20 protein-coding genes and 1 pseudogene are annotated in these 18,868 nt (G+C 66.0%); 7 read left to right on the top strand and 14 right to left on the bottom strand.

Translation table 11 applies throughout. The features are described 5' to 3' along the window. The 3 genes and pseudogenes from AC1D34_RS18055 to AC1D34_RS18045 all read right to left on the bottom strand — a co-directional run. Positions 1-256 (bottom strand): annotated as a pseudogene (locus AC1D34_RS18055) (hypothetical protein); the annotation flags it as partial. Between the two features lie 40 nt (positions 257-296). Then, a complete protein-coding gene (lptC, locus tag AC1D34_RS18050; protein ID WP_476824920.1) occupies positions 297-1,013 on the bottom strand; it encodes an LPS export ABC transporter periplasmic protein LptC in 717 nt (238 codons plus the stop codon). Between the two features lie 208 nt (positions 1,014-1,221). After that, positions 1,222-1,836, bottom strand: coding sequence for a ribonuclease D (locus AC1D34_RS18045; RefSeq protein ID WP_476824919.1), 615 nt, complete (start codon positions 1,834-1,836; stop codon positions 1,222-1,224). A gap of 188 nt (positions 1,837-2,024) precedes the next feature. Between AC1D34_RS18045 and AC1D34_RS18040 the strand changes: the two genes are divergently transcribed. From AC1D34_RS18040 to AC1D34_RS18030, 3 genes are all read left to right on the top strand, one after another. Continuing rightward, positions 2,025-2,450: a DUF805 domain-containing protein gene (locus tag AC1D34_RS18040; RefSeq protein WP_441490212.1), complete on the top strand. Its 426-nt coding sequence runs from the start codon at positions 2,025-2,027 to the stop codon at positions 2,448-2,450. Further along, positions 2,447-3,649 (top strand): succinyl-diaminopimelate desuccinylase, encoded by a 1,203-nt coding sequence (dapE, locus tag AC1D34_RS18035; RefSeq protein ID WP_441490213.1) that lies wholly within the window; start codon positions 2,447-2,449, stop codon positions 3,647-3,649. Before AC1D34_RS18040 ends, dapE begins: the two co-directional genes overlap by 4 nt. A 69-nt stretch (positions 3,650-3,718) precedes the next feature. After that, positions 3,719-4,306 (top strand): hypothetical protein, encoded by a 588-nt coding sequence (locus AC1D34_RS18030; protein WP_441490214.1) that lies wholly within the window; start codon positions 3,719-3,721, stop codon positions 4,304-4,306. Positions 4,307-4,313: 7 nt separating this feature from the next. Here AC1D34_RS18030 and truA read toward each other — a convergent pair whose 3' ends face one another. The 3 genes from truA to AC1D34_RS18015 are packed head-to-tail and all read right to left on the bottom strand — an operon-like array spanning position 4,314 to position 6,591. Beyond that, entirely contained in the window at positions 4,314-5,051 is a 738-nt protein-coding gene (gene truA / locus AC1D34_RS18025) for a tRNA pseudouridine(38-40) synthase TruA (protein ID WP_476824918.1), read from the bottom strand. Between the two features lie 56 nt (positions 5,052-5,107). Next, on the bottom strand, positions 5,108-6,037 hold the full coding sequence (gene fmt, locus AC1D34_RS18020; protein WP_441490216.1) for a methionyl-tRNA formyltransferase: 930 nt from the start codon (positions 6,035-6,037) through the stop codon (positions 5,108-5,110). 35 nt (positions 6,038-6,072) lie between these two features. Next, positions 6,073-6,591, bottom strand: a complete 519-nt coding sequence (locus AC1D34_RS18015) for a peptide deformylase (RefSeq protein ID WP_441490217.1) — start codon at positions 6,589-6,591, stop codon at positions 6,073-6,075. Between the two features lie 116 nt (positions 6,592-6,707). On the opposite strand from AC1D34_RS18015, the gene AC1D34_RS18010 reads away from it, so the two are divergent. Beyond that, on the top strand, positions 6,708-7,892 hold the full coding sequence (locus tag AC1D34_RS18010; RefSeq protein ID WP_476824917.1) for a DNA recombination protein RmuC: 1,185 nt from the start codon (positions 6,708-6,710) through the stop codon (positions 7,890-7,892). Here the strand turns inward: AC1D34_RS18010 and AC1D34_RS18005 are convergent, their stop codons facing one another. The 4 genes from AC1D34_RS18005 to AC1D34_RS17990 form a co-directional block, all read right to left on the bottom strand. Further along, the gene (locus AC1D34_RS18005) at positions 7,893-8,402 is read right to left on the bottom strand and encodes an OsmC family protein (protein ID WP_069877739.1); all 510 of its coding nucleotides are present in this window, start codon (positions 8,400-8,402) and stop codon (positions 7,893-7,895) included. A gap of 97 nt (positions 8,403-8,499) precedes the next feature. Next, positions 8,500-9,282: an ABC transporter ATP-binding protein gene (locus AC1D34_RS18000; protein ID WP_476824916.1), complete on the bottom strand. Its 783-nt coding sequence runs from the start codon at positions 9,280-9,282 to the stop codon at positions 8,500-8,502. Positions 9,283-9,294: 12 nt separating this feature from the next. Then, positions 9,295-10,122 (bottom strand): ABC transporter permease, encoded by an 828-nt coding sequence (locus AC1D34_RS17995; protein ID WP_441490220.1) that lies wholly within the window; start codon positions 10,120-10,122, stop codon positions 9,295-9,297. Positions 10,123-10,151: 29 nt separating this feature from the next. Beyond that, a complete protein-coding gene (locus AC1D34_RS17990) occupies positions 10,152-11,126 on the bottom strand; it encodes an aliphatic sulfonate ABC transporter substrate-binding protein (RefSeq protein ID WP_441507302.1) in 975 nt (324 codons plus the stop codon). Between the two features lie 287 nt (positions 11,127-11,413). Between AC1D34_RS17990 and AC1D34_RS17985 the strand changes: the two genes are divergently transcribed. The 3 genes from AC1D34_RS17985 to AC1D34_RS17975 all read left to right on the top strand — a co-directional run bounded on the left by AC1D34_RS17985 (position 11,414) and on the right by AC1D34_RS17975 (position 15,566). Continuing rightward, positions 11,414-14,233 (top strand): [protein-PII] uridylyltransferase, encoded by a 2,820-nt coding sequence (locus AC1D34_RS17985; RefSeq protein ID WP_476824921.1) that lies wholly within the window; start codon positions 11,414-11,416, stop codon positions 14,231-14,233. An 88-nt stretch (positions 14,234-14,321) separates the two neighbouring features. Next, on the top strand, positions 14,322-14,942 hold the full coding sequence (gene grpE / locus AC1D34_RS17980; protein WP_441490222.1) for a nucleotide exchange factor GrpE: 621 nt from the start codon (positions 14,322-14,324) through the stop codon (positions 14,940-14,942). A gap of 3 nt (positions 14,943-14,945) precedes the next feature. Then, positions 14,946-15,566, top strand: a complete 621-nt coding sequence (locus AC1D34_RS17975) for a trimeric intracellular cation channel family protein (protein WP_476824915.1) — start codon at positions 14,946-14,948, stop codon at positions 15,564-15,566. Positions 15,567-15,611: 45 nt separating this feature from the next. On the opposite strand, the gene AC1D34_RS17970 is transcribed toward AC1D34_RS17975, so the two are convergent. From AC1D34_RS17970 to AC1D34_RS17955, 4 genes are all read right to left on the bottom strand, one after another. After that, the gene (locus AC1D34_RS17970) at positions 15,612-16,235 is read right to left on the bottom strand and encodes an alpha-ketoglutarate-dependent dioxygenase AlkB family protein (RefSeq protein ID WP_476824914.1); all 624 of its coding nucleotides are present in this window, start codon (positions 16,233-16,235) and stop codon (positions 15,612-15,614) included. Between the two features lie 10 nt (positions 16,236-16,245). Continuing rightward, a complete protein-coding gene (gene dapB / locus AC1D34_RS17965; RefSeq protein ID WP_441490496.1) occupies positions 16,246-17,052 on the bottom strand; it encodes a 4-hydroxy-tetrahydrodipicolinate reductase in 807 nt (268 codons plus the stop codon). 218 nt (positions 17,053-17,270) lie between these two features. Continuing rightward, the gene (locus AC1D34_RS17960) at positions 17,271-18,263 is read right to left on the bottom strand and encodes a Tim44 domain-containing protein (protein WP_441490225.1); all 993 of its coding nucleotides are present in this window, start codon (positions 18,261-18,263) and stop codon (positions 17,271-17,273) included. A 133-nt stretch (positions 18,264-18,396) separates the two neighbouring features. Beyond that, positions 18,397-18,868 (bottom strand): hypothetical protein (locus AC1D34_RS17955; protein ID WP_476824913.1); only part of this gene is annotated, 472 nt, incomplete at its 5' end.

The following is an 18,868-nucleotide window of genomic DNA, read 5'->3' as shown; positions in this document are numbered from 1 at the left end:
TTTCCTTGTCGAGCACATCGAGCTTGTCAGCATCGATCTTGATCGGCTCCTTGCTGTCGCCACCAAGACCGCCAAGAGGCGAATTCGCACCCCCGCCGCCGCGGGCCGGCTTGGCCTTTCCAGCCGCAGGCGGTGTCGCCTGCGCAACCTTGGAGGCATCGGAGCGTGGCTGCGGGGTCTGGGCGACCGCCTCGGCAACGCATGAAAGACTCAGCGCTGCCGCAAGCAGCCATACCGGCTGCCAGCCCTTCGACATCGCAGGATTCACTGATGCAGCTTCGAATGCGGACCGCATATCACTGTCTCGTCCCAGTTGCAGGGGCATTGCCCGGAGAACTACCGTCGACCGCTGCCGGTTCCCGGTTCGGCGCGGCAGGCGCCTTGACCGGTCCTAGCAGTTCCGGAGCCGGCGTGCTGCCTTCGCGTTCAGGTCCGGCCAAGGCGCGAGCCGGTGCATTCTCTATCACGACTCGGACACGGCCGTCGAAGACGATCAGCGCGCCATTGTCCTTCACGTCCAGGGTATCGCCCTCGACGGTGGTCGAACCGAGCAGAACCTTGACCGGCTCCCGCGATACGACGGTCCCCGCCTTGAAATCGATATCGGCGCTGCGCATCCGCATATCATAGCCGGACTCGGTACGGACCTTCACGTCATCGACCAGTTTCAGCTTCTCCTTCTGGGAGTTGAACAGGCCGGTGCGGGCGTTGACCGTGACCCAGCCCTCCTGCTGCATCTGAATCCTGGCTGTCATTGTCGACAGCTCGATTTCGGTCGGATTGCGAATGTCCTGCAGCGCTTCGAGCGCCGTCACCTCGTAGGGCCGGTTGTCCTTGCGATAGCCCGAGAGGCGCGGCGACTCCATCTTGACCTTGCCGCCCGAAATGCCGACGGAACCGATCGACACGCCGGAGACACCAGACAATGGATGCAGGAACGGCGTCACGATCAGGCCGAGCACGGCCCCGACCGCACCGACGGGAATCGCGCGGCGGAGGAAGCGGACGAGCATGGTGTGCCGCTGCGCTGCCTTGAACGCAGCGCGACGTCGACTCGCACGTTTCGATTCGGGGGCGGTCCAGTCGCCCGTTGTCATCGCCACAGTCATGCCCCGCGCAATGGCAGTCGCTAACGGCTTTTTCGTGTCAGCCGGCGAACGACCTGCGGGCCCCTACGCGCTTCGTTCGCGTGGAGACTGACGCAAGAAGACTTAGAATTTGTCAAGCGTGAGCGAAGATGTCGTTCTCGGCCCAGCCGGCAAGATCGAGCTCCGCGCGGAACGGAAGGAAATTGAAACAGGCTTCGGCGAGATGCGAGCGCCCCTCGCGCGCCAGCATGGCCTCGAGCTTCTCGCGCAGGGCGTGGAGATGCAGCACGTCCGAAGCCGCATAGGCCAATTGTGCCTCCGACAGCGTATCGGCGCCCCAATCCGAGGATTGCTGCTGCTTCGACAAGTCGATGCCGAGCAGCTCCCTGACCAGGTCCTTCAGGCCGTGCCGGTCGGTATAAGTCCGCACCAGCTTCGAGGCGATCTTGGTGCAGTAGACCGGGCCGGTGGTGACGCCGAAGGCGTTCTTCAGAACGGCAACGTCGAACCGCGCGAAATGGAACAGCTTCAGCACGGAAGGGTCCGACAGCAGTCGGATCAGGTTCGCAGGCGCAGGACCGTCCCGAAGGATCTGGACCACATCGGCAGAGCCATCGCCGCGCGAGAGCTGGACCACGCAGAGCCGGTCGCGATGCGGGTTGAGACCAAGCGTCTCGGTGTCGATCGCAACGACGGAGCCCGGCAGGAAATCATCCGGCAGATCACCGCGATGCAGACGGATGGTCATGACAAGAACCTCACTGGGCCAAAACACGCGGGACAAGGCCCCTGCCGCAGCTAGCGGGCGCCGAGCCCACGTTCAAGCCTTTTCTGCGCGCCGGGATTGCCGCGGGGCCATGGCGTTAACGCATTCTTCACCCTGAGCTTCAGGGCTGAGGGCCGGCGTGAGACAGTCTGCGAAACGGAATCATCGCCTTGCCGCTTCTCACCCTCCTGACCGGCTTCGAGGGGCGCATCGGACGCCCTGCCTTCTGGTCGGGCACGGCCCTGGTTGCTCTCGCGCTCGTCCTTGCCGACATCGGCAGCGCTCGCCTTGGCGCGGAGCATGGCCTCCAGATCACGGCCTTTGCCGGGGCTTTCGCCCTGTTTCCCTGGTCGGCGCTTGCCGCCAAGCGCGGCCGGGACCGCGGACGGCCATGGTATTACGGGCCGACGCTGGTCATCGCGATCGTACTGTCCGGACTTGGCCCCGGCCATCTCGAAGCAGCAGCGGCCAAAACACTCGGCACCTTCTCCCTGCTGCTCTGGCTCGTTGCGCTGATCGATCTCGGTTTGCTGCCGGGCTGCATTGCGCCCGAGTCCGTTGCAGAGACAGAAGCTGGTGCTAAACCGACGGAATGAAGCCGCTCCCTCCTCCACTTCCCTTCGACCCGCTCGATCCCGTCGCCCTGACGCAGGCGCTCGTGCGATGCCCCTCCGTGACACCAGTTGAGGGGGGAGCACTTGCTCTGCTCGACACCGTTCTGAGCGCGGCTGGGTACTCGGTCGATCGGCCGGTATTCAGCGAGCCCGACACGCCGGATGTCGAAAACCTCTATGCCCGGATCGGCACCGAGGGGCCCGTTCTGGTCATAGCCGGCCATACCGATGTCGTTCCCCCGGGCGACCTCGCGCAATGGTCGCGCGACCCGTTCTCCGGCCAGGTCGAAGACGGTGTCCTGCATGGACGCGGTGCCTGCGACATGAAGGGCGGGCTCGCCTCGATGATCTCGGCTGCGCTGCGCTTCCGCCGCGATTATCCGGATGCGCCGGGCTCGATCGCCTTTCTCGTCACGGGGGACGAGGAATCGGTTGCCGTCAACGGCACCGTCAAGCTGCTGGATTGGGCGAAGGCACGCGGCGAACGCTTCGACCATTGCCTGCTCGGCGAGCCGACCAACCCGGCGACGATGAGCGACATGATCAAGATCGGCCGCCGCGGCTCGCTGACCGGCCGGCTGGTCGTTCACGGCAAGCAGGGCCATGTCGGCTATCCGCACCTCGCAGACAATCCGATCCGCGGCATGGTGCGCCTGCTGGCAGCGCTCGATGCGACGCCACTCGATACCGGAACGGCCTATTTCGATCCGAGCAATCTCGAGGTGACCACTCTGGATGTCGGCAATCCCGCGACGAATGTCGTTCCAGCCCAGGCAAAGGCTGTCTTCAACATCCGGTTCAACGATATCTGGACGCCAGAGAGCCTCGCCGCCGAGCTCGACCGGCGGCTGCGGGACGCTGCCGGCAACCAGGTGCGCTACGAGCTCGAAGTTCAGCCGACGAATGCGGTCGCTTTCCTGACCGAGCCGGGGCCGTTCGTCGCGCTGGTCGCCGATGCGGTCGAAGCCGAGACCGGCACGCGCCCGGCACTCTCGACGACGGGCGGCACCTCCGATGCCCGCTTCATCAAGAGCTATTGCCCGGTCGTCGAGTTCGGCGTGGTCGGCCAGACAATGCATCAGATCGACGAACGGGTCGCGGTCTCCGACCTGCTCTGCCTGGAACGGATCACGCACCGCCTGCTCGAAAGCTACTTTGCTGCAACGCAACAAGGCGCTTGACCCCAAACCGGATACGCCGTTTACTGCATTAGACGAAAGTCTAATGCCACGTATCCGGAGTACCCGGCCATGGCTCTTGCTGCCGATGACGTGCTGCGCTCGCTACGCGGTTCATGGCGCCTGATGACCGACGGCGCCGAGGCGCTGAAGGAACTCGATCTCAGCCGCGACGGGTTCTGGCGCTCCTTTGCCGCGCTCGTGCTCACCGTGCCAGCGCTGGTCGCGATCCTGGCGGCCGAACGGCAGATTGCCGGGCTGTCCAACGCCGGGAACATGTTCGATTCCCCCGCCCTCATTGCCCGCGTGCTGGGCGCCCAGTGCCTGGCGATCATCGCAGTACCGGCGCTGCTGATAGGCCTCGCCCCGAACCTCGCCCATTCGCCGCGGCTGACCAGTTTCGTCATCGCCTGGAACTGGGCCGGCATCGTCTCGGCCAGCCTGATGGCGGTACCCGCCACTGTCTTTGCAATCGGCTGGTCGAACCCCGCCATCGCGACGATGCAGGCGATCGCCTTCGCGGTCATCGTGCTGCGCCTTCGCTATTGCGTGGCGCGTGCCGCCTTCGGCGCGCAAGGCCATGTCGCGCTCGCAATCCTGCTGGCGAGCGTGATGGCCGACTATTCGATCATCCGCGTCTTCGGCCTGGCGGGCATCTGAGCCCGGCTCAGTAATCGACGCCGGCGAGATAGAGCCCGCAGGATGGAGCAAGCGCCGCGCATTGCGAGCGGTCGCGCGCGGCCAGCACCTTGCCAACCTTGTTTTCAGGCCAGCGCCCCGCTCCCACCATCTTCAGACAGCCGACCATCGAGCGGACCTGATGATGCAGGAAGGAGCGGGCATGGGCGTAAATCACGATCTCCGAACCCTCCCGCGTCACATCGAGCCGGTCGAGCGTCCGAACAGGCCCGTTCGCCTGACATTCGGCGGCCCGAAATGTCGTGAAATCGTGGTGACCGACGAGCGCCTTGGCAGCGCGGTCCATGGCTTCATGATCAAGTCTGAAGGGGACATGCCAGAGTCGGTCCCGATCGAGCGCCGGCGGTGCGCGTCGGTCGAGCATGCGGTAGATGTAATAGCGGCGCCTAGCCGAGATGCGCGCATCGAATTCGTCGGACACAGCCTCGGCGCTCAGAACCGCGACCGGCAGATGCTTCAGGCGGGCATTGCTCGCGTCACGCACGACATCGGTGCGCCACTCCTTGTCCAGAACGACATGGGCGACCTGATGCGTCGCATGGACGCCGGCATCGGTGCGCCCGGCGCAGTGCAGGCGGACGGCATGACCACAAAAGGCCTCGACCGCTTCCTCGACGCTCTGTTGAAYCGACGGACCGTTGAGCTGACGCTGCCAGCCGGAGAACGGCGTTCCATCATACTCGATGACGAGCTTGTAGCGGGGCATCAGAATATGATGCCGAAAACTGGGAACCGAACTTTGGGCGACATCATGCGGGCGCCCTAGATCCGATGGCCGGGATCGAGCCGCGCGCCGCGCAGGAATTCGCTCCCGCTCATGGGCGCACGGCCGGCGCGCTGAACCTGAAGCAACCTCACTGCGCCCTCGGCGCAGGCGATCGTGCCCTCACCGTCCAGCAGCGTGCCCGGCTCGGCAGCGCCGCCAGCCAGCGCCGTACGCAGGATCTTGAGCCTCTCCGGCCCCTTTCCGAGATCGACCTCGGCAAAGGCGCCTGGAAAGGGCGAGAGCCCGCGCACGAGGTCATGGACCTGCTGCGCTGGACGCGCCCAGTCCAGCTTCGCCTCGGCATTGGCGATCTTGGCAGCGTAGGTCACCCCCTCGACGGGTTGTGGAGTGAACTGCAGCCCGCCACGCCCGAGCGCAGCCAGGGCGCGCACCATCAGGTCGGCGCCAAGCGAAGCCAGCCGATCATGCAGTTCGCCGGCCGTCATATCGGGGCCGATCGCAAGCTTCTCGACCATGCCGACCGGGCCGGTATCCAGCCCCGCCTCCATCTTCATGACGCAGATGCCACTCTCGGCATCGCCCGCCATGATGGCCCGCTGGATCGGGGCAGCGCCGCGCCAGCGCGGGAGAAGCGACGCGTGCAGGTTGAGGCAGCCCAGTTCCGGCAGATCAAGGATCGCCTGCGGCAGGATCATGCCATAGGCGACGACGACCGCGACGTCGGCCTGATGCGAGGCGATCACCTCGGCAGCTTCGTCGGTCTTCAACGTCTTCGGCGTGAACACCGGAATGCCGAAGCGCTCGGCGGCGCGATGCACCGGGGACGGCTTCAGATCGAGACCACGACCGGCCTGCGCCGGGGCGCGGGTGTAGCAACTCACAACCTCGTGGCCCTGGCCGATGATCTCGGTCAGGGTCGGCACGGCGAAATCCGGCGTGCCCATGAAGATGACGCGCAAACTCATGCGAACAGCGCCGCATTCTGATCGATACGGATCATTCAGGCCGCGCTGTCGCGACGCGCCGCCTTGGCGAAACGCTTGGTGACACGCTCGCGCTTCAGCCGCGACAGGTGATCGATGAAGAGCACGCCATTGAGATGGTCGATCTCGTGCTGGAGGCAGGTGGCGAGCAGGCCGTCCGCCTCGATGTCCTGCACCTTGCCGTCGAGATCGAGATAGCGAACCTTCACCCGCGCCGGACGCTCGACCTCCTCGTAATATTCGGGGATCGAAAGGCAGCCTTCCTCATGGATGTTCAGCTCCTTGGAAGACCAGGTGATTTCCGGATTGATGAAGGTCATCGGCGCCTTCTCCTCCTCCGGCTTGGCGAGGTCGATCGTCAGCAGGCGCAGCGGCACGCCGATCTGGATCGCGGCCAGGCCGATGCCGGGTGCGTCATACATGGTCTCGAGCATGTCGGCGGCGAGCGCCTTGATCTCGGGCGTGACGGCCTCGACAGGTTTCGAGACCTGGCGCAGGACTGAATCGGGCAGGATGACGAGAGGGCGAATAGCCATAGGGCGCTCGAACCGGTTTTTCTTGCTGACGCCGCGGACATAAGCACTTGTTGGCGGGTGGTCAAACCGTTCCGCTTTCGTTCGGCATGCGCACGCGAATCGGCTAATCTGCCGTCATGAACGGAATTGCCTTCACGCTGCTCGAGCGGCCGGTCAGCTGGAGCCAGGCCGCGCTTGCCTTCGCCGGTAGCAGCCTGTTTCTGCTTGTGCTCGTCGCGTTGTCGCTCTGGCGCAGTTCGCGCGGGCGAGCKATCGAGGCCGTCATCGCTGCCGAACGCGCCCGCGAGATGGACGACAAGGTCGCCGAGATGAACCGCATGCAAGCCGAGATGACGGGCCGGATGCAGACGATGGCCGAGATTCTCTCGACGCGGCAGGCCGACCTTGCCCGCCTCGTCGCCGAGCGGATGGATGGTCTGCGCCAGCAGGTCGGCTCCGGGCTCGAGCAGAACGTCAAGCAGACCACGGAGAGCCTCGGCAAGCTGCAGGAACGGCTTGCGGTCATCGACGCTGCCCAGAAGAACCTGACCGACCTGACCAGCGAAGTGGTGACCCTCAAGGACGTGCTCTCCAACAAGCAGGCACGTGGCGCCTATGGCCAGGGCCGGATGGAGGCGATCATCCGCGACGGGCTGCCCGCCGCCTTCTTCTCGTTCCAGCCGACGCTCTCGAACCGGAACCGGCCGGACTGCCTCGTCACCCTGCCAGGAGACGGGCGCGGCCTCGTCATCGACGCCAAATTCCCGCTGGAGAGCTTCACCATGCTGCGCGAAGCGCGTGGCGAGGAGGCAAAGAAGGCAGCGGGCGTGCGCGTGCGCGGCGATGTCGGCCAGCACGTCAAGGATATCGCCGAGCGCTATTTCGTGCCCGGCGAGACACAGGACATGGCCCTGCTCTTCGTGCCGTCGGAATCGATCTATGCCGACCTGCACGAGCATTTCGACGACGTGATCCAGAAGGCCCATCGCGCCCGCATCATGGTCGTGTCGCCGTCCCTGCTCGCCCTGGCGATCCAGCTGATGCAGTCGCTCATTCGCGATGCCCGCATGCGCGAGGAGGCTCGCGTCATCCAGACCGAGGTCGGCAGGCTGCTGACCGATGTCCGCCGGCTCGGCGAGCGGGCCGAGAAGCTCGACCAGCATTTCCGCCAGGCGCAGGAGGATGTCGCCGGCATCCGCACCTCGGCCGGCAAGATCACCAGCCGCGGCGACAAGATCGGTGCGCTCGAATTCGATGAGCCGGCGAAGAGCGAGCCGTCGCTACCCTTCGCCAAGGGGCTGGAGCTGAAGGCCGCCGAGTGATCAGCCGCGGTTGAGCACGGCCGAAAGCTCCGGCTTGACGTTCAGCGTCTGGAAGACGACGCAGTAGCGCTCGGTCAGCTTGAGCAGAGTGTCGAGCTTGTCCTGTGGGGCGTCGCTCTCGACATCGAAGGACAGGCGGATCGCCTTGAAGCCGACGGGCGCATCCTTGACGACGCCGAGCGTGCCGCGGAAATCGAGATCGCCCTCGGCCCTGACCGTTCCCTTCTTCAGTTCGATTTCAAGGGCGGTCGCGACCGCCTTCAGCGTCACGCCGGCGCAGGCGACCAGCGCCTCAAGCAGCATGTCGCCGGAGCAGAGCTCGGCACCGGTTCCGCCGGTCGCCGGGTGCAGCCCGGCCAGGGCGATCGCGCGGCCGGTCTCGACCTTGCAGGCGATATGCTGGTCGTCGAGTTCGCCACGGGCCTTCAGCGTGATAACCGCGGCGTCGGGCGCCTCGCGGTATTTGTCCTTGAGCGGAGCCTGGAGGGCGCGAAGCGCGGTGACGTCCATGGGTCTCAACCTTCTTCAGACGAGCGGCGATGTGCCGCCGTGATAAGCCTGTCGCCGACGCGGGGCCAGCCCCAACCCGGCATGGGCGTCTCGCGCCTCACCACCACATGCCTGCGGTCTCGGCGGCCTTGTGCTGATGCGGCTCTCCGTTCGCGAGGGAGCGATCGAGAGTGCGCAGGACCTCGCGCTTGCTCGCCTCGAAGGCTGGCGAGAGCCTGTCGCGCGGACGGGCGAGAGGATTGTCGAATTCATCGAAGATGCGGCCAGGGTTGGGCTGCATGACGATGATGCGATCGGCCAATGTCACCGCCTCCTCGACATCATGGGTGACCATGACTACGGTCGGCCGGCTCTCCTCCCAGAGCGCCAGCAGATGGCCGTGCAGGCTTGCCCGCGTCGTGGCGTCGAGCGCCGAGAAAGGCTCGTCCATCAGAAGCAGCTTTGGCCGAGTCACCAGGGCGCGCGCGATGGCGACGCGCTGCTGCTGCCCGCCGGACAGTTCGCGCGGCCAGCGCTTCTCGTAGCCGGGGAGCCCGACACGCACGAGCGCATTCGCGACCAGTCCCTCGCGTGCGAAGGGCGTCAGATGCGACAGGCCGAAGGAGACATTCTCGGAGACACTGAGCCAGGGGAAGAGGCGCGGCTCCTGAAAGATCACGCCGACATCGGCGCGTGGCGCCAGGATCGCCTCGCCGTCGAGGCTGACGCGGCCGGCGCTTGGTTGGTCCAGCCCGGCGACGAGCCGCAGCAAGGTGGTCTTGCCGCAACCGGAGCCGCCGACAAGCGCGAGGATCTCGCCGGCGGCCACGGTGGTGGTGACAGCAGACAGTGCCTGTGTGCCGTCAGCATAGGTTTTGGAGAGGCTGTCGAAGCTCAGCATCGAGGATGCCTTTCAGAGCTTGTCGCGACCCAGATCCTGCCAGGCGAGGAAGGGCCGCGTGATGGCGAGAAGCAGGCCATCCGCCAGTTTGCCGAGCACGGCGAAGGCGATGATGGCCGCGATGATGGTGTCGGGACGGCCAAGCTGCTGGCCGTCCACGAGCAGATAACCAAGGCCCTCGCTCGCTCCCATGATCTCGGCCGCAACCACGAACATGAAACCAAGGCCGAGGCCCGAGCGCAGCGCGGTGAACCAGGCGGGCAGGATCGCCGGCAGCAGCACCCKCCGCACCATGGCGAAGCGGCCGAGCCGGAAGACGCGCCCAACCTCGATGATCTTGCGATCGATCGAGAGGATCGCCGCCGCCACGCCGAGATAGACGGGGAAGAACACGCCAACGGCAATCAGCGCGATTTTCGACGCTTCGAAGATGCCGAACCAGAGGATGAAGAGCGGCACCCAGGCAATCGAGGGAATCGCTCGCAGAGCCTGCAAGGTCGGATCGAGCACGCTGCGCGCCAGAGGCAGGGCCCCCGTCAGCGCGCCGAGCAGCGTGCCGACAGCCGCTCCCAGCCCGAAGCCGGCGGCAACACGCCAGAGCGTGGCCGACGCATGGGTCAGGAGTTCGCCCGAGACGGCGAGTTGCCAGAGCGTCTTGCCGACCACGCTCGGCGGCGGCATCAGACGACCATTGGCCAAGCCGGCACCGACCAGGAACTCCCAGAGAGCAGCCAGAAGAAGCGGCAGCAGCAGGCCGGCCAAACCGAGGCCGCGGGGTTTCCGGAAGACATCCGGACGCCCCCTACCCTCGGCAACCGTATCGAGTCCCAGCGTGCTCATCGTTCCGGCTTGTGTCTGCTCGTCCGGGCTCAGTTATTGGCGGCAGCGAAGCGACGGTCGAGCAGGCTGTCGACCACCGCCTTGACGTCGGTCGTCGCCGGCAGGACGCCCGCCTCCTTGAGTGCGAGACCAGCAGCAAGGATGGTGTCGGCCTGGGCCTGCCCGATCGCGGAATGGGTCAGTTCGGTGCGGGTAAGCTGGCGCTCGATGACCGCGTCGGAGAGCTTGGTATAGTCGACGAGCACCTTCTTCAGCTCGGCCGGGTTGGCCAACGCATAGGCACGGGCCTCCTCGTAGGCGGCCAGTACCTTGCGGACCAGCGCCGGATGCTCGTTGGCGAAGGCCTCGCGGACATTCAGGATGCCCCAGGTGTTGTCCTCGGCCTTCCGGTGGAACAGCTTTGCACCGCTCTCGACCTCGGCTGCAGCCATCAGGGGGTCGAGCCCGGCCCAGGCGTCGACATCGCCGCGCTCAAGCGCGAGGCGGCCATCGGCATGCTGAAGCAGCACGAGCTTGACGTCCTTCTCGGTCAGCTTGGCCTCAGCGAGTGCCCGTACCAGGAAGATATGCGGATCGGTGCCGCGGGTGACGGCGACGCGCTTGCCCTTGAGATCGGCAACCCTCGTGATCTCGCTCTTGGCCCCGGTAACCAGCGCCGTCCATTCAGGCCGCGAATAGACATAGATCGACTTGATCGGGTTGCCATTGATCTTGCCGATCAAGGCGGCAGCGCCGGCCGTCGAACCGAAATCGATCGAGCCGGCATTGAGGAATTCGAGCGCCTTGTTCGATCCGGCGGATTGCACCCAGCGCACCGTGATGCCCTCGGAAGCGAGTGCCTTCTCCAGCGTGCCACGCTCCTTCAGCACCAGGCTGACGGGGTTGTAGGTGGCGTAATCGATGCGGATTTCCTTCGGCGCCTGGGCATTGGCGCTGAGAGCGCCCAGACCTGCACCGGCCATGGCAAGCCCGGCGAGTACAAGACGGCGGCTGACTGCCTTGATGACGTTCATTGTCGATCCCCATTTCGGTGACGCGAAGGGATCGGGAGAGGTCGAGCCTATCCTACCCCACGCTTTAGCTGCACTTGTTTCGCGCCCGCAAGCTGGTGGCTCAAATCGGCGCGTGTCCTCTTTCTAGGTCCGATCGTTCTGTTTGTCAAACAAACTCAGATAGACTGTTAAATGATATAATACACGTTCTGTTGCGTGTAATTTCTGGTTTCTGGGAATCCCGTCACCATGTTACGAGCGGCTTGGTTCGAAGCCGTCCTGCGCGATATCCGAAGGTCATGCCGTCCGTGTCGATCAGCGCCGATACCCCTTACTTTGCCCTCGCGGAGGTGCTGGCGAACCCTGCCGCCGCCGTTGCCCGGCTGGCGGGCAAGATGCGCAAGGCATCGGCCGCCGATCTGCGGCAGGAACTGGTCGCCTGCCTGCGCCATACACTCGAGGAAGGTCACGCCTCCGCCAAGGAAATCCTGAGCGAGGAGCGCAATGGCCTCGCCTGTGCCCAGCGCCTGTCGGCGATGATGGACGGCATCGTCGGCTGCCTGCATGTGGCGGCGAGCGAGCACTTCTACCCCGCCGTAAACCCGTCCTCCTCCGAGCGCATCGCGGTCGTCGCCGTCGGCGGCTATGGCCGCGGTACACTGGCGCCAGGATCGGATGTCGACCTGCTCTTCCTGTTCCCGCACAAGCAGACGGCCTGGGGCGAGAGCGTGGTCGAAGCGATGCTCTATCCCCTCTGGGACCTGAAGCTGAAGGTCGGCCATTCCGTGCGCTCGGTCGACGACTGCATCCGCGAAGCGCGCGCCGACATGACGATCCGCACCGCCTTGCTCGAGGCCCGCTTCCTCACCGGCGACCGGGCGCTCTTCGACGAGATGGTGCACCGCTTCGACGCCGAGGTGGTCGAAGGCTCGGCGCCCGCCTTCACCGAAGCCAAGCTTGCCGAACGCGAAGCACGCGTGCGCCGCGCGGGATCATCGCGCTATCTCGTCGAGCCCAACGTCAAGGACGGCAAGGGCGGCCTGCGCGACCTCAACACATTGTTCTGGATCGCCAAATACGCCTACCGCGTCCATGACGCCGATGAACWGGTCACCGCCGGGCTGTTCGACCGCAAGGAACTGCTGATGTTCCAGCGCTCGGAGGAGTTCCTCTGGCGGGTGCGCTGCTGGATGCATTTCATCACAGGCCGGGCAGAGGAGCGCCTTTCCTTCGACCTGCAGCGGCAGGTAGCGACGGCGATCGGCTATGCCGGCCGCAGCGGCCAGGCCCCGGTCGAGCGCTTCATGAAGGCCTATTTCCTGGTGGCGAAGGATGTCGGCGACCTGACCGCGATCGTCTGCGCCGCCCTCGAGGCGCGCCAGCAGAAGCCGCGGGCGAGCCTGTCGAGCCTGCTCGGCACCTTCACCAAGCGGCGGCAGGTGCGTGCGCTCGGCCATCCCGACTTCACGCTGAAGAGCCAGCGGCTCAACGTCGTCGACGGCGACGCCTTCAAGCGCGATCCGATCAACCTGCTCAGGCTCTATGAGATCGCCAGCCGAAACGACGTCGCCATTCATCCCGATGCAAGCCGCCTGGTGACGCAATCCCTCAAACTGGTCACGCCGCATTTGCGCAACGACCGCGAAGCGAACCGGATCTTTCTCGATATCCTGACGTCGCGGCGCGCGCCGGAGGCGGTGCTGCGCCGCATGAACGAGTCGGGGCTGCTCGGCCGCTTCGTGCCCGAATTCGGGCGCGTCGTCGCGATGATGCAGTTCAACATGTATCACCACTACACCGTCGACGAGCATCTGATCCGGTCGATCGGCGTTCTCTCCGAAATCGAGGCCGGTGCGCTCGAGGCGGAGCATCCGCTCTCGAACTCGATCTTCCCGACCATCACAAATCGCCGGGCGCTCTATGTCGCGCTGTTTCTGCACGATATCGCCAAGGGCAAGCCGGAAGATCATTCGGAAGCCGGCAGCCGGATCGCGCGCAAGCTTTGCCCACGCTTCGGGCTCAGCGAGGCGCAGACCGAGACCGTCGCCTGGCTGGTCCAGCACCATCTCGACATGTCGACCGTCGCCCAGAGCCGCGACCTCGGCGACCCCAAGACGATCGAGAGCTTCGCGGCCACCGTGCAGACCCTCGAAAGGCTGAAGCTCCTCCTCATCCTGACGGTTGCCGATATCAAGGCGGTCGGGCCCGGCGTCTGGAACGGCTGGAAGGGCCAACTCCTGCGCACGCTCTATTATGAGACCGAAATCGTGCTAGCCGGCGGTCATTCCGGCATCGAGCGCCGCGCGCGCGTCGAACAGAAACAGGATGCGCTGAGGGCGGCGCTGGCCGACTGGGACGAGGAGGAACGCGAGGCCTATCTCGCGCGCCATTACCCGCCCTACTGGATCAAGGTCGACCTGCCGCGTCAGGAGAAGCAGGCGCGCTTCCTGCGCGGGGCCGAGGCGGAAGGGCGCACCACGGCAACTCTGGTCGAGACAGACCAGTTCCGCGGCATCACGGAGCTGACCATTCTGGCGCCCGACCATCCGCGCCTGCTCGCCATCGTCACCGGCGCCTGCGCCGCGGCCGGCGGCAACATCGTCGATGCCCAGATCTTCACGACCACCGACGGCCTCGTGCTCGATACCATCTTCATCTCGCGTGCGTTCGAGCGCGATGACGATGAGCTACGCCGGGCCGGCCGCATCGCCGCCGCGATCGAACGGGCGCTGAAGGGCGAGATCAAGATCGCCGATCTGGTGGCGCAGCGCCGCGCGCCGCCGCCGCGTGGCGCCACTTTCCAGGTCGCGCCGGAGGTGATCATCGACAACGTGCTCTCGACCCGGCACACTGTCCTCGAGGTTTCCGGCCTTGACCGCCCGGGCCTGCTCTACGATCTCACCACCGCGATCGGAAAGCTCAACCTCAATATTGCCTCGGCCCACATCGCCACGTTCGGCGAGAAGGCCGTCGACGTTTTCTACGTGACCGACCTGACCAACGCCAAGATCACCGGCACGGCGCGGCAGCTCAGCATCCGCAAGGCACTGCTGGAGGTTTTCGCTTTTGACCACGAGAAGGCGCAGGGCGGAAAGACGCGCGTGCCCGCCCGTGCTTGATTTCGCGGACCACAAGGCCGATATCGGCCTCGAACGCTGTCGCGCTCCCGAGTGACGACCAGCCCCATGATTTGAATTGGATGAGGCGATGACGCGGAACCCTGCGACCGACGAACCGAAGCCGGACATGGCCGCCCAGATGGCCGCCCAAGAGGCAAACGAGCCGGCCCCGCTCGAGTCCGGGCTCGAAGCCCAGCTCGGGCAGGTCGAAGCCGAGCGCAACGACCTCAAGGACAAGCTGCTGCGCACCCTGGCCGACATGGAGAACCTGCGTCGGCGCACCGAGCGAGAGATTGCCGACGCCAAGGCCTATGCTGTGACGAGCTTTGCGCGAGACCTGCTCGGTTCGGCCGACAATCTGCGCCGCGCGCTTGAGAGCCTGCCGGAGACCGCTCGCACCGAGGGCGAAGCGGCCCTGAAGGCGTTGGTCGAAGGTGTCGAGCTCACCGAACGCGAACTGCTGAAGACCCTGGAACGCCATGGCGTGCGCCGCATCGACCCCCATGGCGAGAAGTTCGACCCACATCTGCACCAGGCAATGTTCGAGGCGCCCGACGCCGGCATCGCCAAGGGCCTTGTCTCGAAGGTCGTGCAGACCGGCTACAAGATCGGCGAGCGCGTGTTGCGGCCGGCCTTGGTCGGCGTCTCCGCCGGCGCTCCGAAGGCGCCTTCGGCCGAGGCCGGCGGCGACACCAATACAGGCCACTGAACCGTGCTGGAGGTTGCCGGCGTTGCCGTCTTCGCATTGACGGGAGCGCTGGTCGCGGTCCGCAAGGGGATGGATCCGTTCGGGTTCATCCTGCTTGCGACCGTCACTGGCGTCGGCGGCGGCACCTTGCGCGATCTCGTGCTCGACCGCGGCGTCGGCTGGGTGCAGGCGCCGTCGGACGTGATCGTCTGCACGATCGTCGCGCTTGCGGCCTGGGCAACGGCCTATTTTCGCCCCGGCACGCTTGATGGCTGGATGGGCAAGCRCATGCTCGTCTGGGCCGATGCCGCGGGRCTTGCGCTTTTCGCGGTCGTCGGCACGCAGAAGGCGCTGATGGCCGGCGTCCCGGTCCTCTCGGCGGTGGCGCTGGGAGCGGTGACCGCCTCCTTCGGCGGCATCCTGCGCGACATCCTCGCCGGCGACAGGCCAATGGTGCTGTGGAGCCGGGATTTCTACGTTACGGCGGCGGCGACTGGTGCAACCATGACGGCGTTCCTGTCCGGTCTCGGCGTCAGCCCGCTCCTGGTAATGCTCGGCGGCATAGCAGCCGGATTTGGCTTGCGCGCCGGCTCGATCCTGCTCGGCTGGTCGTTTCCGAATCTGCCTGGCTCAGGTTCTGCCTGATCAGCCTCACCCTGATCAGCCTCACCCCGATCAGCCTCACCCCGATCAGCCTCCTGGCTTCGTCACGCGCCGCAAGGTCAGATTGATCCGCCCCCCCTGCGGCAGCAGGGCTGACGAGCCCGCCAGTATCCTGTCGATCCCGTGATAGGCGAGGCGCGCCTCGCCACCGAAAAGCAATGCATCGCCCGAGGCAAGTTTCAGCGAGAGGGTCTTGCCGCCGCGTTCCGTGCCGCCGATCCTGAAGACCGCCGTGTCGCCGAGCGACAGCGACAGGACCGGCGCGTCGAACTCCAGCTCGTCACGATCCTGGTGCAGGCCCATCTTCGCGCTCGCCTCGTAGAAATTGACCAGGCAGGCCTCGGGAGGATGCGGGTAGCCGGCAAGCGCACGCCAGGCATCGAGCAGCACGGCCGGCATCGGCGGCCAGGGCGCGCCGGTCTCGGGATGCTGGGCCTGGTAACGATAGCCGGCCAGATCCGACACCCATCCCAGCGAGCCGCAATTGGTCATTCGCACGGAGAACGGCTTGCCGGTCTTCGGCATCCGCGGTGAGAAGAATGGCGCCTGCCGGGCAACCTCGCGCAGTTCGGCCAGCAGCGCCGACTGCATCTGGGGTGAAAGATAGCCCGGCCAATGAAATACGCCGGGAGCGACGGCAAGCCTGGTCACGGGCGCGCCGTCACAGGGTATCGAGGCCGAGGACGTCAGCCATCGAGTAGAGGCCGGGCTTGCGCCCCCTGCCCCAGAGCGCCGCCTTGACCGCGCCTTGCGCAAACAGGCCACGGTCCTCGGCCACATGCGCCAGTTCCAGCCGCTCGCCCGCACCAGCGAAGATGACCTTGTGATCGCCAACGACGGTGCCGCCGCGCAGCGCCGCAAACCCGATCGCGCCGGGCGGGCGGACGCCGGTATGGCCATCGCGCGAGGCGACGCGGGTCTCAGCGAGCGAGACATCCCGCCCCTGTGCCGCGGCCTCGCCGAGCAGCACCGCCGTGCCCGATGGCGCATCGACCTTCATCCGGTGATGCATCTCGACGATCTCGATATCCCAGTCCGTACCCAGCGTGGCAGAAACCTTGCGGACCAGGGCGGCCAGCAGGTTCACGCCCAGGCTCATATTGCCGGAGCGGATGATCGCAGCATGGCGCGCAGCCGCCTCGAGCTTGGCGAGATGGACCGACTCCATACCCGTGGTCCCGACGACGTGGACGATGCGGGCCTGCGCGGCGAGGGCCGCAAAGGCGACCGTGGCCTCAGGCGCCGTGAAATCCAGCACGCCCTCAGCTTCAACGAAGGCCGGCAGCGCATCGTCGGTCACCGGCACGCCCAATGCAGGCAAGCCCGCCAGAATGCCGGCATCCTGCCCCAGCGCAGCGGAGCCCGAACGCTCGATCGCGGCCGAAACGGTGCAGCCCTCGGCCTCCGTAATCGCCTTGATCAGCATTCGCCCCATGCGCCCGGCGGCGCCGACAACGACGAGACGCATGTCGCTCATGAGGGGAAGCTCCTGACCAGTCGGGGATGGTGACGCAGCGGCTATAGAGCATCACCGCATTACGCGAAACCACTCTGCCTTCGTCCCCGGGCAGAGGCGCTCCCCAGGCAGATGCTCGAACAAGGCAACAGACCGGCCCGCACAGCGCCGAAACGAAAACGGCCGGGGAAGCTCCCCGGCCGTCGATCCCTGCTATGATGCCTGTCGCGTCAGGCAGCCTGCTGGATGCCCGAGAGCTTCCAGTCACCGCCGCGCGAGCGCACGAAGGTCCAGTGTTCCGTGACCTCCTGCGGGACGGTCGCGTTGCCCTCGACGATGCGACCGGTGGCGCGCTCGGTCAGCGCGTTGATCAGGCTGAAGCGCATCGCAACGGTTGCGAACTCGAAATCGTCCTCGCGCCAGGCTTCCGAGAGATCGCCCTGCAGCAGCTTGACGTCGGAGACCCGGTCAACCAGCCCCTTGGCGGCGTTCTCGGCAATGTCATCAGCGAAATAGCCGGCCATTTCGGGCGTCAGCTTCTCGCGGAGAACCTGCTGGTTCTCGTTCGAATAGGCCGTGTTCACTTCGCCGAGCAGCCGCTCGAAGCTGCTGAAATCCTCGCCCGCGAGCGTGATCTCGACCGGCTTGGACGCCGCGCGCGGCGCGCCGCCACCGAGGCCGCCCATCGCAGACATGCGCGGATTCGGCTGAGGCTGGGCGGCCTCACGCGACATCGGTCCGCCAGCGGTGGCGAGCTGCGGCTCGGACCGGCGCCGGAAGAAGCGCATCGCGAGGAAGATCAGGCCGCCGATCAGCGCGATCTGCAACAGGAAGCCGAAGATGCCGGCCAGCGAAGCCAGGCCGCTGAAGAAACCCGAGCCCGAAAGCATGCCGAACAGGCCAGCGCCGAGCAGGCCGGCGCCGACGCCCATCATCAGGTTACGTGCCATGGACGGACGCGCCGCCTGTGCGGCAGCACCCGCCGCGCCAGCGGCCGGACCCGCCATCGACGGAGACGGCGTCGGAGCAGCGCTACGCTGGAAAGGCTGTGCGCCCGTCGGCGCTGTATTCGTCGGGGCCGGAGCCGAATTGGTACGCGTGCCGCGGCTGCCGAAACCCTTGCCGCCACCAGGACGAGCCTCGGCCAGCACGGGAACGAGCAAAAGCGCACCAGCGACCACGGCGACGACCCGGCCACGCCGAGCAAGTGAAATCAGTGACATGGTTCCTCCCGGAGCCCCCGTTGGGCCCGCTGCCGCGAAATATGGCGCGCGCCCTGCCCTTGCGCAAGGTCGGGGCGGCGAAGCGCGTGAGCCAAAATAATAATCAATGTTTCATGCGGGGCCCGGAGCCGTGCTAAACTGGCTCATTCGCCCAATCGCCCGTGCGCGGGCCGGCGAAGGAGTGTGCCATGATCCGGATGTCACGGAGGCCGCGCCAGAAAGCATCGCACGCGCTGCGCTGCCTCGCCCTTGCCACGCTGCTCACACTTGCCCCGTTCACTGCACCGAGAGCGGGTGAACCGGCTGTCGCCCTCGATCCACCGCGGCTCGCGCAGGCGCCCGAGCCGCTCTGCTTCTGCTGGAGCGACGGACGGAAGATTGCGGAAGGGCTGACCGCCTGCATCAAGACGACGCAGGGGCGGCGGCTCGCCGAATGCGGCCGGGTCATCAACATGATGTCCTGGCAGATCACGGAGAATCCCTGCCCGGAAAGCTGATCGACCCATTCCGGCATAAGAAAAACGCCGCCGAACCCGTGTTCGGCGGCGTCTTTTTTCAAACGCTCTTGCGGTCCATTCGACTTAAGACTGACGGCAGTCAGAACG

The sequence above is a fragment of the Allobosea sp. P1_A7 genome (assembly GCF_056406775.1).
Note: the sequence above shows the minus strand (reverse complement) of the source record. Positions and strands in the feature narration are given on the sequence as shown.